This is a genomic window from Actinosynnema sp. NPDC037264, assembly GCF_055603705.1.
Window position 1 is genome coordinate 63,090 of sequence record NZ_JBVJVK010000042.1, and the last position, 14,520, is coordinate 77,609.

Genomic DNA, 14,520 nt, shown 5'->3' on the forward strand with positions numbered 1-14,520 from the left:
GGTGGCCGCTGTGACGCGGACGCGCAGGTGGTGTGGGCCGAGGGGCGGGAGTGCGGCTTCGGCGAGTGGGGAAGAGGTCGTGTGGGGAAGAGGTCGTGTGGGGTTGGGAGATGAGGGCGAGCGTCATGGTGGAGTCTTTTCGGTGGATGGGTCGCACACACCATCGGTGACCTACTTTCAGTTGGGAAGCAGTCACTTTCATGTGGGGGAGGCAGCCGGAGGTTCGTCATGGGCACTGGTGGCGGGGGTGGCACGATTTCGATGCGTTCACCGCCTCCCGTCCCAGTCGGCGGTTACTCGACGCGATCGGCGACAAGTGGGTGAGTCTGGTGATCGTGGTATTGGGGCTCAGGGGGTCGGATGCGGTATTCCGCTGTTCCTCGCGGATTAAGGGGGCGGTCGTTGTCGGAGCCCATTCGGCACCCGATTCCGTCGCGCCCGTGCTCCATCCTGTCGACGGTCGGCGGGCTCGTCGACAGTGCGAGTCGGTAACACCGCCGGATCCCGGAGCAGGGCGTAATCGGGGAGAAGGCCTCGCGCGGGCCGAGTCAGTAGTCGATCGGGTCGCGGGAGATGGGGCACGTCATGCAGTGGCCGCCGCCGCGACCCCGGCCGAGTTCGGCGCCGACGATGGTGATGACCTCGACGCCCGCCTTGCGCAGCCGTGAGTTGGTGTCGGTGTTGCGGTCGTAGGCGATGACCACGCCGGGTTCGACGGCGACCAGGTTGTTGCCGCTGTCCCACTGGCTGCGTTGGGCCGTGTAGGCGTCGCCGCCCGTCTCCACGATGCGCAGCTTGGGCAGGTTGAGGGCATCCGCCACCACGTCCACGAACGACTGCTTCTCCTCCGTCACCTCGATCGGGTCGCCGGGGCGCAGGGTGAACGGGTGGATGCCGTCCACGATGTCCGGGAACGTCGTCACGCAGTCGCGGTCGGCGAAGGTGAAGATGGTGTCCAGGTGCATGGCCGCGCGCAGCTTCGGCATGCCGGCGACGATCACCCGTTCGGCGGCGCCGCGCTCGAACAGCGCGGAAGCCAGTTGAGTGATCGCCTGCCGCGAGGACCGCTCGCTCATCCCGACCAGCACGACGCCGTTGCCCACCGGCATCACGTCACCGCCCTCCAACGTGGACAGGCCCCACCGCCGCTCGGGATCGCCCCACCAGACGGTCGAGCCGACGAAGTCCGGGTGGAACTCGTAGATCGCCTTCATCAGCAACGTCTCGTCGTGCCGAGCCGGCCAGTACAGCGGGTTGAGGGTCACGCCGCCGTAGAGCCAGCACGTGGTGTCGCGGGTGTAGAGCGTGTTGGGCAGCGGCGGCATCAGGTACTCGGGCACGCCGGTCGACTCGCGGGCGAGGGCGAGGTAGCCGGGGCGGAAGTCCGGTGGCAGGTCGACCGTGGACAGCCCGCCGATCAGGTACTCCGCCAGCCTGCGGTGCTCCAGGCCCTCCAGGAACGCGCGCGTGTCCTCCACCAGGCCGATCCCGACCTCGTCGACGACGATCTTCCGGTCCAGCAGCCAGGCCTTGGCGCCCGGCACGTCGAGCGTCTCGGTCAGCAGGTTGTGCAGCTCCACGACCTCCACCCCGCGGTCGCGCAGCTTGGCCATGAAGTCGAAGTGGTCGCGGACGGCGTTCTGCACCCACATCACGTCGTCGAACAGCAGCGCGTCGCAGTTCGTCGGGGTGAGCCTGGCGTGGGCGAGGCCCGGCGCGCAGACGAGCACCTTCCGCAGCCTGCCGACTTCGGAGTGCACGCCGTACGCCGCGGACGGTCGCTGGGCCGTGTCGGTCATGTCCTTGCCCCTCTCGCTAGATGACGATCAGACCGGTGGCGAGGCCGAGCACGCCGAGCACGGCCAGCACGACCGCGAGGACGAACAGCGCCAGCTCGCCGGCGGAGAACACGCGCCTGCCCTGTTCCCGGCGCGCCATCACGAACAGGATCGTTCCCGGCGCGTAGATGATGAACGACAGCAACAGGAACTCGATGCCGGCCGCGAAGATGAGGAACGCCGTGTAGAGGGTGGCGACGGCCGCGAACGCCACCTCCTTGCCACGCCTGCCGCGGTCGTGCTCGTAGGTCTCGCCGCGCACCCCGATCCGCAACGCGTACGCGGCGGCCAGCAGGTACGGGATGAGGGACAGCGAGCTGCACAGCTTGAGGGTGAACGTGAAGGCGTCGTCGGAGAACAGGGTCACGAACAGCACCGCGGTGATGAGCGTGCTCGACATGACCAGCGCCGCGATCGGCACGCCGCGGCGGTTCTCGCGCTTGAGGAACCGGGGCATGTCGTCGTCCTTCGCGGCGACGAACAGCACCTCGGCGGCCATCAGCGTCCAGGCCAGGTAGGCGCCGAGCACCGAGACGATCAGGCCGATGCCGATGAACGCCGAGCCCCACGTGCCGACGACCGACTCGAGCACGCCCATCATCGACGGCTGGCGCAGCCCGGCGAGGTCGTCCTTGGGCAACGAGCCGTAGGACAGCAGCGTCACCGACGCGAACAGCGCCAGCACGCTGAGGAAGCCGAGCACCGTCGCCCGGCCGACGTCGGAGCGCTTGCGGGCGTACCGGGAGTAGACGCTCGCGCCCTCCACGCCGAGGAAGACGAACACCGTGACCAGCATCGTGGACCGGACCTGCTCGAACAGCGCTCCCGCGGACGGCTCGGTGCCGCCCCAGAAGTTGGCCGAGAACACGTCGGCCTTCAGCGTCACGGCGATGATCGCGACGAACACGAGGATCGGCACCAGCTTGGCGACCGTGACGATCCGGTTGATCGCCGCGGCCTCCTTGATGCCCCGCGTGATCATGTAGTGGAACGCCCACACGCCGACGGCCGAGATCGCCACCGCGAGCAGGGTGTTCCCCTCGCCGAGCCCGGGGATGACCGTGCCGAGGGTGGACTTGATCAGCACCCAGTAGCTCACGTTGCCGACGCACGCGCTGGCCCAGTACCCGAACGCGGAGAAGAAGCCGGGGAACTCGCCGAACCCGGCCTTGGCGTAGGCGTACACGCCGGCGTCCAGCTCGGGCTTGCGCACCGCGAGGGCCTGGAACACGAACGCGAGCATGAGCATGCCGACGCCCGCGATCGCCCACGCGACGATCGCGCCGAACACACCGGTGGCCTGGGCGAAGTTGCGGGGCAGCGAGAACACGCCGGCGCCGACCATCGAGCCGACCACCATCGCGGTCAGCGTCAGCAGCGGCATCTTCTGCGACTTCTTGGTTTCCGTCACGGTCATCGTCGTCACCTGTTCACGCGTCGGCCGGTTCGCGACCGGCCGGTGGCACTCGTTCGATCCGGAAGCCGGTGAACCCGTAGACCAGGCTCAGCAACGGGCTGGCGATGTTGAAGAAGCAGAACGGCAGGTACAGCAGCGTCGACACGCCCAGCGCCGCGCTCATGAACGCGCCGCAGGAGTTCCACGGCACCAGCGGCGAGGTGACCGTGCCGCTGTCGGCGGCCAGCCGGGACAGGTTGGTCGGCGCGAGTCCCCGGTTGGCGAACTCGGCCCGGAAGACCTTGGACGGCAGCACGAGCGCGATGTACTGGTCGCCCGCGACGACGTTGAGCCCGAACGCGGTCGCGAACACCACGACGAACAGCCGTCCGGTGCCCTTCGCCGCGCGGATCATCGGGTCCATGAGGCGGTTGATCAGCCCGAACTCCTCCAGCACGGTGCCGAACGTGACCGCGCCGATGATCAGCCACAGGGTGAGCAGCATGCTGTCCATGCCGCCGCGCGACAGCAGCCGGTCGATGTCGCCGATCCCGGAGTCGATGGTGAACCCGGTGGCCAGCGCCTGCCACACGGCCTGGATCCCGGTCCGCACCGGGTCGAGGCCTGGTGCGGCGACGAAGGCCCGCACCACGTCGTGCTGGGTGAACACGGCGAGGATCCCGGCGAACAGCGCCGAGGCCGTCAGGGCGAGCGACGCGGGGACCTTGCGGACGGACAGGACCGCGAGGAGCACCAGCGGCAGCAGGTTGAGCGGGGTGATCCAGTAGATGTCGCCCAGCGCGGTCAGCTCGGAGGCGGTGTCGCCCGTGTCGGTCGGCACCGGTCCCCAGAACAGGCCGATCAGCGCGAACAGGACGAACGCGAGGCCGAACGCGGGCACCGAGGTCCACGCCTGGCGCTTGATGTGCTCGTAGACGTCGACCTTGGCCAGCTGCGCGGTGAGGACGGTGGTCTCCGACAGCGGCGAGAGCTTGTCGCCGAGGTAGGCGCCCGAGATGACCGCGCCCGCCGTGATACCCGGCGACAGGCCGAGCATCAGGGCGATGCCGACCAGGCCGACGCCGATCGTGCCGGCGGTCGTCCACGAGCTGCCGATCGACATCGCGACGATCCCGCAGATCAGCGCGGTCGCCGCGTAGTACCAGGTGGGCGAGAGCGCCTGGATCCCGTAGTAGACCAGCGTCGGGATCGTGCCGGACAGGTTCCACGTGCCGATCAGCGCGCCGACGGCCAGCAGGATGAACACCGCGCTCGTGATCGAGGTGAGCGCGCGTTGGTTGGCGGCTTCGACCTCCTCCCACCGGTGGCCGTTCTTGAGCACGACGAGCGTCGCGACCATCGCGCACAGGACGAGCGCGACCTGGACGGGACCGTCGAGCGCGGCCGTCCCGAACAGGGCCAGCGAGCCGCCGATCAGCGCCACCAGCGCGACCAGGGGCACGGTCGCGTCCACGAGCGACGGTGCGCGGACGTCTCGGTGGCCGCCGGTGTCGGTCACGTGCGCCTCGGTGGGCCGGGCCCGAGCACGGGGACTTCCGGTCGCGGCACCCGCGGCCGATGATCTTCCCGCGCAGAATCCGGCATGGCTCAACCACGGTAGGTCGGGGTCGGTGGGCGCGCAAAAGGGTTCTACCTGCACCGACACCAAACGCCCCGATCGGGTGACGCGTCGGGCGGCTCACCGCCGCGCGCTTCACAGCCGCGTCGTGAGCAGCCAGGCCGTGTACAGCACGTAGGCCGCCACGAAGGCGCCGCCCTCGACGCGGCTCAGCCGTCTGCGGGTGAAGAAGGCGGGCACGCACACGAGGGCGGTCGCGACCATGAGGAGCATGTCCAGCGCCAGCACGTCGTCGGGCACCGGGACGGGCCCCGGCGCGGCGAGGACGGTCGGCCCGAGGATGAGGGCGATGTTGAACACGCTGGAGCCGAGCAGGTTCCCCAGGGCGAGCGAGCGGTCACCGCGGACGGTGGACGCGATCGTGGTGACGAGTTCGGGCGCCGAGGTGCCGATCGCGACGACGGTCAATCCGATGAACGTGTCGCTCGCGCCCCAGATGCGGGCGATCCGCACCGCGCCGTCCACGAGGAACTCCGACCCGACGACGATCACGACCAGTCCCGCGACCAGCAGGAGCACCTGCGGGCCCACCGGTCGGGCACGGGCGCTCGTCGTGGCCGCCGGCTCGCCGTGCGACACCGCCGCCTGCCGTCTGGTGTGGACGACCATCAGCCCGAGGTACGCGGCGCCGTAGGCGCACAGCCACACCCCGTCCGCGTTCGAGAGGGAGCCGTCGAGCGCCAGCGCGAGGAGCAGGACGCCCGCGCCGGCCATGATCGGCAGGTCGAACCGCAGCGTCCTGGCCTCGAACACCACGGGTCGGATCAGCGCGCTCAACCCGAGGATGAGCAGGAGGTTGACCAGGTTCGTGCCCACGATGTTGCCCACCGCGAGACCGGCGTTGCCCTGTCCGGCGGCGTTGATGCCGATGGCCAGCTCGGGCAGGCTGGTGCCGAGCGAGACGACGGTCATGCCGACCACGAGCGGGCTGACGCCGAACCGGGAGGCGAGGGCGGTGCCCTGGCGCACCACGAGCTCGGCGCCCGCGATCAGCATGGCCAGGCCCGCCAGCAGCGCCGCCGCGGAAGTCGCCACGGACCCCTCCCGGGCCCGCTCGACAGCGTCACCGGCCCGTGCCAGATGGTCGGCGGCCGGGCCGCGACCCGCAACCGCTGCGACGAACCTAGAGCGGCCCGGTCGGGCGACGCCCGTTGGTGAGGTCCGCGACCTGCTCGGGGGTGAACGGCGGGTCGAGCAGGTCGGCGCGGAGGGCGTGGCAGCGGAACATGTCGGCGATGTAGTGCATCCGGTCGGGCAGGTCGGACCAGTCGCGGGCGGCGGTGTCGAGGAGGCTGTCGGAGGTCGGGTCGACGAGCGCGAGCAGCGCGAGCAGCTCGGGGTGCGACAGCCGGGCGAGCAGCGGCGGGAACTCGGCGGGGAGGTCCTCGCCGAGGTCGAGCACGTCGCCGCCCGGCAGGGCCAGCGTCATCAGGTGCTCGGTGACCGCTCGCCGGACCAGCGCGCGGGCGTGCTCGGCCAGGTGCTCGACGGCCAGGCGCACCGGCGTGCGTCGGCCGAGCACGGTCAGCAGCACGCGCCGCAGCCACTTGACCACGCGGTTGCCGGGCAGCAGCAGGTCGAGCAGCCGCCGTTCGAGCTCGCGCGGGTCGATGACCGGCGCCTGCAGCGCGGCGGTGATCTCCGGTTGCAGGCGGGTCTGCTCGTGCAGGCCGACCTCGACGTTGGCCAGCAGCAGGAGCTCGGCCCGCTCCTTCGCGTCGACCGCGGACGTCGCCTGGTGGTAGCGGGTGAACGCCTGCCGCAGGTAGCGCTGGCCCTCGGGCGGCTCGCCGGGGCGCAGCGCGCCGTAGAACCCGTCGAGGTCGTCGGGGGACGCGACCAGGAAGCGGGCGAACTCGCGGGCGATCTCCTCGAAGACCTTCAGGTTCCCGCGCGCCGCCGCGTCACCGGCCGCGTCGAGCCGGGCGGTGCTCAGCACGGCCTGGCGCACCAACCGCTCGGCGTCGTCGAGGACCTGGCGCGGAACGGCCCGCCGCAGGCCGCGCACCAGCAGGTCGACCGCGGCGGCCGCGTCGGGCGAGGACTCCAGCATCCGCTCCAGCGTGCGGGCCAGGTCCTCCTGCCGGATGGTCCGGCCGACCTGCTTGGACGCCCACACGGCGAACGTGCACCAGTTCGCCGACCCGCCGGTGCGGTCGGCCAGCGCCCGGGACAGCTCGTGGTAGCAGTGGGTGATCCGGAGGTTGCGGACGACGGGGTCGGCGTGCGCGGCGATCCGGTCGACGTCCTCGACCGTGGGCGGGACGCCGCCGGGCGCCCGCACGTCGCCACTGGTTCGTGTCATGGATGGCCGACCTTCCTGCCCGGGGTGTACACGTGGTTGGTCGTCGCGGGGGCGACGAATGTGACACCCGATCCCGGTCAGGGCCGCCAGGTCCGCACGACGTGGCGGCGCAGCTTGCCGGAGCCGGTGCGCGGCAGGGAGGGCACGAAGACGATCCGGCGCGGGACCTTGTACGCGGTCAGGTGGTGGCGGGCGAGGGAGATCAGCGCGTCGGCCAGCTCGGCGTCGTCGAGCGGGCCGTCGGCGCGCACGACGTAGGCGCGCAGTCGGACCGATCCGTCGTCGTCGGCGACCGCGCAGACCGCCGCCTCGCGCACCAGGTCGTGACCGGCCAGCAGGTGCTCGACCTCCAGCGGGTGGACTTTGATGCCGCCCACGTTCTCGACGTCGTCCAGGCGGCCGGTGACGGTCACGTAGCCGTCGTGGTCGATCGAGGCCAGGTCTCCGGTCGCGTACCAGTCGTCGGTGCGCTTGGCCGTGCCGTCCTCGTGGACGCCGAGCGTGATCGTCGGGCCGCGCACCTGGAGGCGGCCGATCACGTCCGGTTCGACGGGATCGCCCCGGTCGTCCACCACGCGCACGTCGAACGGCGGCAGGGGACGCCCCGCGGTGCCGACGCGGCGCGCCGAACGGGTGTTGTGGGTGAACGCCTGGCCGACCTCGGTGGTGCCGATGCCGTTGAGCAGGCGGTCGCCGAGGACCTCCATCAAGCGCCCTTCGAGCGCGGTGGAGAGGACTTCGCCACCGGTGGCGGCGATGCGGAGGTTCGCCAGGCGGTCGCTGCCGGGGTGGGCGATGAGCCTGCCGTAGAACGTCGGCACGGCGAACAGGGCGGTGACGCTGTACTTGTCCACGATAGCGAGCACGTCGTCCACCAGCGGCGCCTCCGGGTTCAGCACCACGCGGCTGCCGCTCAGCAGCGGGAAGAACAGGGAGTTGCTCAAGCCGTAGGCGAAGTACATCTTGGACACCGAGTGCACGACGTCGTCGGGCCCCAGCTCCAGCGCCGGCACGGCGAACGAGCGGTGGTGGATGATCGGGTCGCCGTGCAGCTGCGGGCACAGGCGCGGCACGCCGGTGGTGCCCGAGGTGAACGTCGCGTACACCGGGTCGTCCACGGCACGCGGCACGACGGGGATCGGCTCCGCGCCGTCGAGCTCGGCGAAGGTGGTCACCGGGAACCCGGCCGCCGAGAATCCCGGCCTGCCCACGACCAGCGCCGGCCTGGCGGCACGCAGCACCTGGCGCAGTTCGTCGGGGTGCAGCCGGGGGTTGACCGGCGCGGCCACGGCGCCCGCGTGCACGGCGCCGAGGAAGGTCAGGACGAAGTCCGGCCCGTCGTCGAGCACGAGCGCGACCCGGTCACCGGGCCGCACGCCCGAACCCGCGAGCGCCCCGGCGACGTGGCCCGCGCCGGTGTACACGTCGGCGTGCGTCAGCATGGCGCCGTCGACCTCGTACGCGGGCCTGTCCAGCCACCCTCCGGCGTCGGCTCCGGCTCTCAGCGCGTCGACCAGGTTCATCCCAGGGCTCTTCCTGCTCGGGCCGCCCGAGGGCGGGCGACGTCACGGGGTCGGGCGGAGCGCGGCCACTTCCGAACGCCACTCCAGCACCACGTCGAACAGGCCGGCGACGGCGTCCAGCTCGGTCAACGGCGCCGGCCCGCCGCGCAGCGCGCCGACGAAGTCCGCGTACGCGCCGCTCACCGGCGGCGCGACCAGGTCCGCGGCCAGTGCGGTGCCCGTGACGGCGAAGTGGAACCGGGGCTCGCCCCAGCCGAGCTCGACCGTCCCGGTCACCCCGCCCGCCACGGCCGCGGCCCGCACCCGGGACCGGGTCGCCTCCACCGTCCGCACGTCGGTCACCGGCACGCCGAGCACGCGTTCGACGGCGTCCAGCGCGTCCGGGCCGAGCTCGGTGACGACGTCGTGGCCCTCAGGCCGGTACAGGCGCACCGTGAAGCCCTCGGCGCCGCCCGCGGCGACGGCCTTGCCCAGCTCGACCAGCTCCGGGTGGTGCGCCCAGGGCAGGTCGACGGAACACCGGCCGGGCGCCTGCCGCGCGGCCTCGACCAGCCGGGCCAGGTCCTCCACGGCGCGCTTGCCCAGCAGCACGTGCAGCCCCCGGCGCAACGCGGTCAGCGCCGCCGCCGTGTCCGGCACCTCCACCACGACACCCTCGGCGGGGACGGTCTGCACGAGCCGCGTGCCGTCGCGCAACGCCCACGGCGCATTGTGCGCGCGTGCGGCGGGCAGCAACGCGCGCACATCGGGATCGGCCACGCCGACCACGCGCACGCCGCGCACCGCCGGCACCGCGTCCGTGCCGACGACCAGGACCCGCACGTCGGCGGGTTCGGCGGTGGCCAGCGCGCGGTCGCTGGCGAAGAAGCTGAGGTCGGCCGAGGCCGGATCCGGGTCGCGCGGCGTCGACACGCGCGGCCGGTCGAGGTCGGTGTAGTCCTTCTCGACCGGCGCCCACGCCAGGTCCGCGGCCCGGTGCGCCGGTCCGGCCGCGAAGACCTCGGCCCACCGGCTGCGGATCACGCGCATGTGGCGCTTCCAGATGGGCAGCTTGTCGTGGCCGACGTGGTTGAACGTGGTGCCCTCGAAGTGCCGCATCGCCACCGACCCGACGTAGCGCAGCCGTTCGCCGTCGGCGCGCAGGCGGCAGCACAGGTCGACGTCCTCGCACAGCGAGACCGGGTCGAACGACTCGTCGAACCCGCCCACCCGGCGGAACGAGCTGTGCCGCACCATCAGCGCGGCGGTGGGCGCCCACGACTGCTCGCGGTGCTCGCGGTGCTCCGCGCCGAGGGGTTTGCCCCGCCCGACGGGTCCGATGTGGCCGTCGACGGTGGACGCGCCGCCCGCGCACTGCACCAGTTCCCGGTCGCCGGGGTAGAGCAGCAACGGCGACACCGCGCCGAGACCGGGATCGGCGGCCAGTTCGGCGGCGAGCACCTCGACCACGTCGGGGTCGTCGACCAGCACGTCGTTGTCCAGGAAGAGCAGGAACTCGCCGCGGGCCACTGCCGCGCCGACGTTGCGCCGTTCGCTGCCGCCGCGGTCGTCCTCGTGGCGCAGGGTCGTGAGCGCGCGGGGGTGCACCAGCTCGGCCAGGTACTCTGCGGTGCCGTCGTCGGAACCGTTGTCCACCACCACGATCTCGAACTCGCCGGACGCGCGGGCGAGGGACGCCAGCGCCCGGCGCGTGTACTCCAGGCGGTTGCGGACCAACATGACGACCGAGACCAGGCCCGGTACCGGGGTCGGGTTCACACTGCGCCCTTCACCGACGGGAATCGCCACGACGCGGCACCGCGCTGCGCCGGTCGAGCACGACATGGGTGGGGTGGTGCCCGCGCGCGGCGGGGTGTCGCCGCCGACCACCTCGTCGGTCGTCGCTTCCACTATGGTGGAATCGGACCGCGGTGAATCAGTGGTGGTCGTGCCGAAAACGGTGACGATCACCCGCCTGCCGGCGAACTGGATCGTTACCGGCGCTGATCGTAGAGGGTGTTCGGCGGGTGCGCCAGCCCGTGGCTCGGACTTCCGAAGGGACACCGTGGACGACGTCGCCGACCTCGCGAAATCCGGTTCCGGGCCGTACTTCCTCAATGATCGGGAACAATCGGGTGAGCCCATTCGGACGGCATTGTTCTGCCATGCGGCGGGCTTTACCGGCCGGGTCTGGCGGTCGTGTGTGAAAAATCTGCGGACGCCGTTGCGCGCCGCCGCTCTGGACCTGCGCGGCCACGGTGGCGCGCCGCCGTTGGCCGAGGACGCGGGCTGGGGCGTGTTCGCCGACGACGTCCTCCGCGCCGCTCGCGCGCTGGGCGCCGGTCCGCTGATCGGCGTCGGCCACTCGTTGGGCGCGACGTCGTTGCTGCTGGCCGAAGCACGGGCGCCGGGCACGTTCGACCTGCTGGTCTGCTTCGAGCCGATCCTCGCGACCCGGCACGACCCGGCCTTCGCCGAGGCGGCGGCCCGGCGGCGCGCGGTGTTCGGGTCCCGGGCCGACGCGCTCGCCCGGTGGTCCGCGCGGCCGCCGCTGTCCCGGCTCGCGCCGGAGGTCCTCGCCGACTACGTCGACTCGGGGCTGGCCGAGGAGCCGGACGGCCGGGTGCGGCTGCGGTGCGCGCCGGAGGTGGAGGCGCAGCTGTTCCGGACCGCCATCTCGTGCCCGTGGCGGGAGGCGTTGCCGTCCGTGCGGTGCCCGACGGTGTTCCTCCGCGGCGGCGAGTCGGTGGTGGTGAGCGGCGACTCGCTCGCGGCGGCGTGCGCCGGACTGCCCGCGGGACGGGTGGGCGAGGTGCCGGGCCTGGACCACCTGGGTCCGCTGGTCCGGCCCGGCACGTTCGCCGAGGTCCTCGACGGGCTGCTCGCGGACTTCCTCGACGGGCCCGCCGCTGCCCGGACCACGCCGTGATGAGCTGCCGGGCCAGACCCACGATCGGGTTGGCGTTGATGTCGTAGTTGCTCAGCACGATCGCCACCCAGCGGAGGTCGGGGTGGCGTCCAGCCGGTGGCCGTGCCGGGGCCGCTGCCGGAGTGCCCGACGATCCGCCGGCCGTCGGTGACGGTGTGGCGGAACCCAACACCGCGCGCCCGACGGGCGGCCTCGACATCACCGCGCTGCTACCGACGGCTCACTCGTCGGGGAACACCGTGGTCTCGCGGCGGTAGGGCCGGCCGAGCAGGGCGAGGCGGTCGGGCGGCCAGAGGTCGTCCCGGTCGTTGAGCAGCAGCTCGCCACCGCGTCGCAGCAGCCAGATGGTCTCGAAGTCCTGGTGCAGCACCGCGTTACCCGGGACCTTCTCCAGCAGCCCGGCCGTCAGGCGGACGACGTCGCCCTGTTGGCGCCCGATGTCGGTCTTGGCCAAGCGGTAGGCGACGCGCGTGGTGGGCGCGACGCCCAGGACGTCCAGCACCGGGTTCCACGGCTTGGGCTTGTCCTGCACCACGCGCAGCCACGTGCCGCCGGTCGTCACCGCGTCCTCGCCGAGCAGGCGCCGGCCGGTGACGGCCGGGTCGAGCAGCCCGGCGGCGACGCCGACGTCGTGCAACGCGTCGGCGACCTGCCCGACCGGTTGCGGAGTGGCGAGCGCGAGACCGTACGAAATGGACACTGGCAATCCTCTGTCGCGGGCTACGGGTACAAGTGAACCACGGCGCCGTTCTTGTCGATGACGATGACTTCCTTCAGACCCTCGATCGGCCAGTCGCGCATCTGGGCGCGCAGCCGTTCCACGTCGACCGGGCTGTCGGCGAGGTTGACCACGACCCGGTCAGTCTGGCCGTCCTCGACCTTCTCCGCGATCCGGCTGTGGATGTTGCGGGGGCTGCCGGTCACCGGCGCGATGTTGTCGAAGATCCGGCCCTCGATCCGGTAGTCCGGGTTCTTGGCCCCCGGGACGACCGGGTTCTGCTCGACGTCGTACCCGGCCCGGGCGAGGGTGGTCGCCGACTCGTTCTCCCGTTGCAGCGACCGCTTGGTGTCCGCGTCGTGCTTCGGGTCGATCTCGGTGCGCGTCCCGCCGGGTTGGGCGTCCGGGTCGGGGGAGCGGGACGGCCCGGTGTGCCCGTCGCCGCCGGGGGTCGGCTTCTTGCCAGGGCCCTCCGGCGGCTTGCCGCCGTCGCCGCCGCGCCGCAGGTCGTCCATCTTCTTGCGGATCTGCTTGAACAGCTCACCCAGGCGGCGCAGCAGGGGCATCAGCTTCTGCATCGTGCGCACGAGCTGCTTGACGAGCTGCGCGATCCGCGCCGCCCACTTGGCGGCGGCGGCCGAGGCCTGGACCGCGGCGGCGGGCAGGCCGATGATGGTCAGCGCCTCCGCCGCCCACACCGCGAGGCGTCCCACGAGGTCGGCGATCAGGTCGCGCACCGTCTCGCGGACCACGCCGACGACCACGCCGGCCAGCTCCACCGCGCTGCCGAGGCCCGACGCGGCCCGGGCCGCCGCGCCGATCACCGCGACGAGGTCGGCGGCGCGGGCGCGGTAGGCGTCGGCGGCCTTGCCCGACCACGCGGCGGTGTCCGCGGAGTGCTCGGCGCCGTACGCGGTGTGCACCTCGCCGACGGCGGTCGCGATGTTCTTCCACGTCCGGGAGTGCGCGGCCACGGCGTCGGCGTTGCCCGCGAGCTTGTCCAGCGCCTCCCGCAGCGGGCCGACGTGCTCGATGATGAACGAGACGAGGCTGGACGCCACCGAGCCGAACGGGTCCATGACGATGCTCAGCGCTTCCAGGCCGGTGCCCGCCGCGCCCAGCCCGATGTCGACCCAGTCGCCGCTCTCGATGCCCCGCACCAGGTCGTCGACCGATTCGGCGATGCCGATGCCGGTGTAGGACCGGGTGGAAGCGCGCTCCGGCGCGACCAGCGGGTTGCCGGTCACCGCAGGCCGGCTTCGATGGCGGTGAAGCCGCGCACGGCGGCCACGTCCTCGGAGTCGTAGGCGTCGGCCGTGTCGCGCAGGTTCCCGGCCACGGTCCCGAGGCCGTCGCGGGCGGCCTTGAGGGCTTCGTGCGCGAGGGCTTCCACGTCGTTGAACAGCGGTGGCAGGAACTGGCAGATGACGCCGTAAGCGCCGTCGGGCATCACCTGCGCCGCCGCGTCCGCCGCGGTGCCCAGGCTCGCCGCGTGGGCGTCGACCTTGCCCGCGTGGGCGCGAAGGTCGCCGCCGATCACCTCGAAACCGGCCATGATCTCCCCTCGGTCAGCTCTGGTCGAAGACGGAGTCCTCACCGAAGTCGTCCTGGTCGGTCGGCCCGCGCCGCGGTGGCCCAGCGGGCGGGTCGGGTTCGTCGGACGCGGCGAACTTGTGCGCGTAGTAGCCCGCGATCCGCTCGGCGCCGTCCTCGCCGAGGGTGTCGCCGGCGATCTCGCGCACGCGCGGGGTGATCTGCGCTTTCGCCTGCCTGACCGCGATGAGCAGCTGCCGGCTCAAATCTTCGGGCGTGGTGCGGGCGAGCTGGTCGGTGAACGTCGCGTCGACCAGCGCGCCGTCGGCGTCGACGGTCACGGTGACGACGCCGCTGGGACTGGTGGCGCTGATCCGCACGCCCTCGACCCGCTGCTGGAGCTGTCGGTACCGCTCGGCCTTGTGCTCGAAGGTGGCGACCCACGCGTCCAGACCGCGTTCGACCTCGGCTGGGTCGCCGCCGACTAAGTCACCCGGCACGGTCATGCCGACGACCATACCGCCGGAACCCGGTCTGTGGGCGCAAAAATGGCGTCGGACAGCGCGGTGGGGGGGGGGGGGGGGGGGGGGGGGGGGGGGGGGGGGGGGGGGGGGGGGGGGGGGGGGGGGGGGGGGGGGGGGGGGGGGGGGGGGGGGGGGG

The 14,520-nt window shown here is 72.3% G+C and carries 12 protein-coding genes; 1 reads left to right on the forward strand and 11 read right to left on the reverse strand.

Going from position 1 to position 14,520, the window contains the following annotated elements; all coding sequences use genetic code 11:
- Positions 1-548 precede the first annotated feature (548 nt).
- The 7 genes from ACZ7GX_RS32760 to ACZ7GX_RS32790 all read right to left on the reverse strand — a co-directional run bounded on the left by ACZ7GX_RS32760 (position 549) and on the right by ACZ7GX_RS32790 (position 10,525).
- Complete coding sequence (locus tag ACZ7GX_RS32760) at positions 549-1,799, reverse strand: arginine deiminase (protein WP_498782364.1); 1,251 nt, start codon at positions 1,797-1,799, stop codon at positions 549-551.
- A 16-nt stretch (positions 1,800-1,815) separates the two neighbouring features.
- Complete coding sequence (locus ACZ7GX_RS32765; protein ID WP_498782366.1) at positions 1,816-3,255, reverse strand: basic amino acid/polyamine antiporter; 1,440 nt, start codon at positions 3,253-3,255, stop codon at positions 1,816-1,818.
- 13 nt (positions 3,256-3,268) lie between these two features.
- Positions 3,269-4,753: a Na+/H+ antiporter NhaC gene (gene nhaC / locus ACZ7GX_RS32770; RefSeq protein WP_498782368.1), complete on the reverse strand. Its 1,485-nt coding sequence runs from the start codon at positions 4,751-4,753 to the stop codon at positions 3,269-3,271.
- A 195-nt stretch (positions 4,754-4,948) separates the two neighbouring features.
- A complete protein-coding gene (locus ACZ7GX_RS32775; RefSeq protein WP_498782370.1) occupies positions 4,949-5,908 on the reverse strand; it encodes a calcium/sodium antiporter in 960 nt (319 codons plus the stop codon).
- An 88-nt stretch (positions 5,909-5,996) separates the two neighbouring features.
- Positions 5,997-7,178: a hypothetical protein gene (locus tag ACZ7GX_RS32780; RefSeq protein ID WP_498782372.1), complete on the reverse strand. Its 1,182-nt coding sequence runs from the start codon at positions 7,176-7,178 to the stop codon at positions 5,997-5,999.
- A gap of 77 nt (positions 7,179-7,255) precedes the next feature.
- The gene (locus ACZ7GX_RS32785) at positions 7,256-8,701 is read right to left on the reverse strand and encodes a class I adenylate-forming enzyme family protein (RefSeq protein ID WP_498782374.1); all 1,446 of its coding nucleotides are present in this window, start codon (positions 8,699-8,701) and stop codon (positions 7,256-7,258) included.
- A gap of 42 nt (positions 8,702-8,743) precedes the next feature.
- Entirely contained in the window at positions 8,744-10,525 is a 1,782-nt protein-coding gene (locus ACZ7GX_RS32790; protein WP_498782395.1) for a glycosyltransferase, read from the reverse strand.
- Between the two features lie 67 nt (positions 10,526-10,592).
- Here ACZ7GX_RS32790 and ACZ7GX_RS32795 point away from each other — a divergent pair, with 67 nt between their 5' ends.
- Positions 10,593-11,609, forward strand: coding sequence for an alpha/beta fold hydrolase (locus tag ACZ7GX_RS32795; protein WP_498782376.1), 1,017 nt, complete (start codon positions 10,593-10,595; stop codon positions 11,607-11,609).
- Between the two features lie 220 nt (positions 11,610-11,829).
- Here the strand turns inward: ACZ7GX_RS32795 and ACZ7GX_RS32800 are convergent, their stop codons facing one another.
- Genes ACZ7GX_RS32800 through ACZ7GX_RS32815 form a run of 4 tightly spaced genes read right to left on the reverse strand, consistent with a single transcriptional unit; the run spans position 11,830 to position 14,366 of the window.
- Positions 11,830-12,309 (reverse strand): SitI3 family protein, encoded by a 480-nt coding sequence (locus tag ACZ7GX_RS32800; protein ID WP_498782379.1) that lies wholly within the window; start codon positions 12,307-12,309, stop codon positions 11,830-11,832.
- Between the two features lie 20 nt (positions 12,310-12,329).
- On the reverse strand, positions 12,330-13,574 hold the full coding sequence (locus ACZ7GX_RS32805) for a CdiA C-terminal domain-containing protein (protein ID WP_498782381.1): 1,245 nt from the start codon (positions 13,572-13,574) through the stop codon (positions 12,330-12,332).
- The gene (locus tag ACZ7GX_RS32810) at positions 13,571-13,882 is read right to left on the reverse strand and encodes a type VII secretion target (protein ID WP_498782383.1); all 312 of its coding nucleotides are present in this window, start codon (positions 13,880-13,882) and stop codon (positions 13,571-13,573) included. Before ACZ7GX_RS32810 ends, ACZ7GX_RS32805 begins: the two co-directional genes overlap by 4 nt.
- A gap of 13 nt (positions 13,883-13,895) precedes the next feature.
- Positions 13,896-14,366, reverse strand: coding sequence for a YbaB/EbfC family nucleoid-associated protein (locus ACZ7GX_RS32815; protein WP_498782385.1), 471 nt, complete (start codon positions 14,364-14,366; stop codon positions 13,896-13,898).
- Between the last annotated feature and the right edge of the window lie 154 nt (positions 14,367-14,520).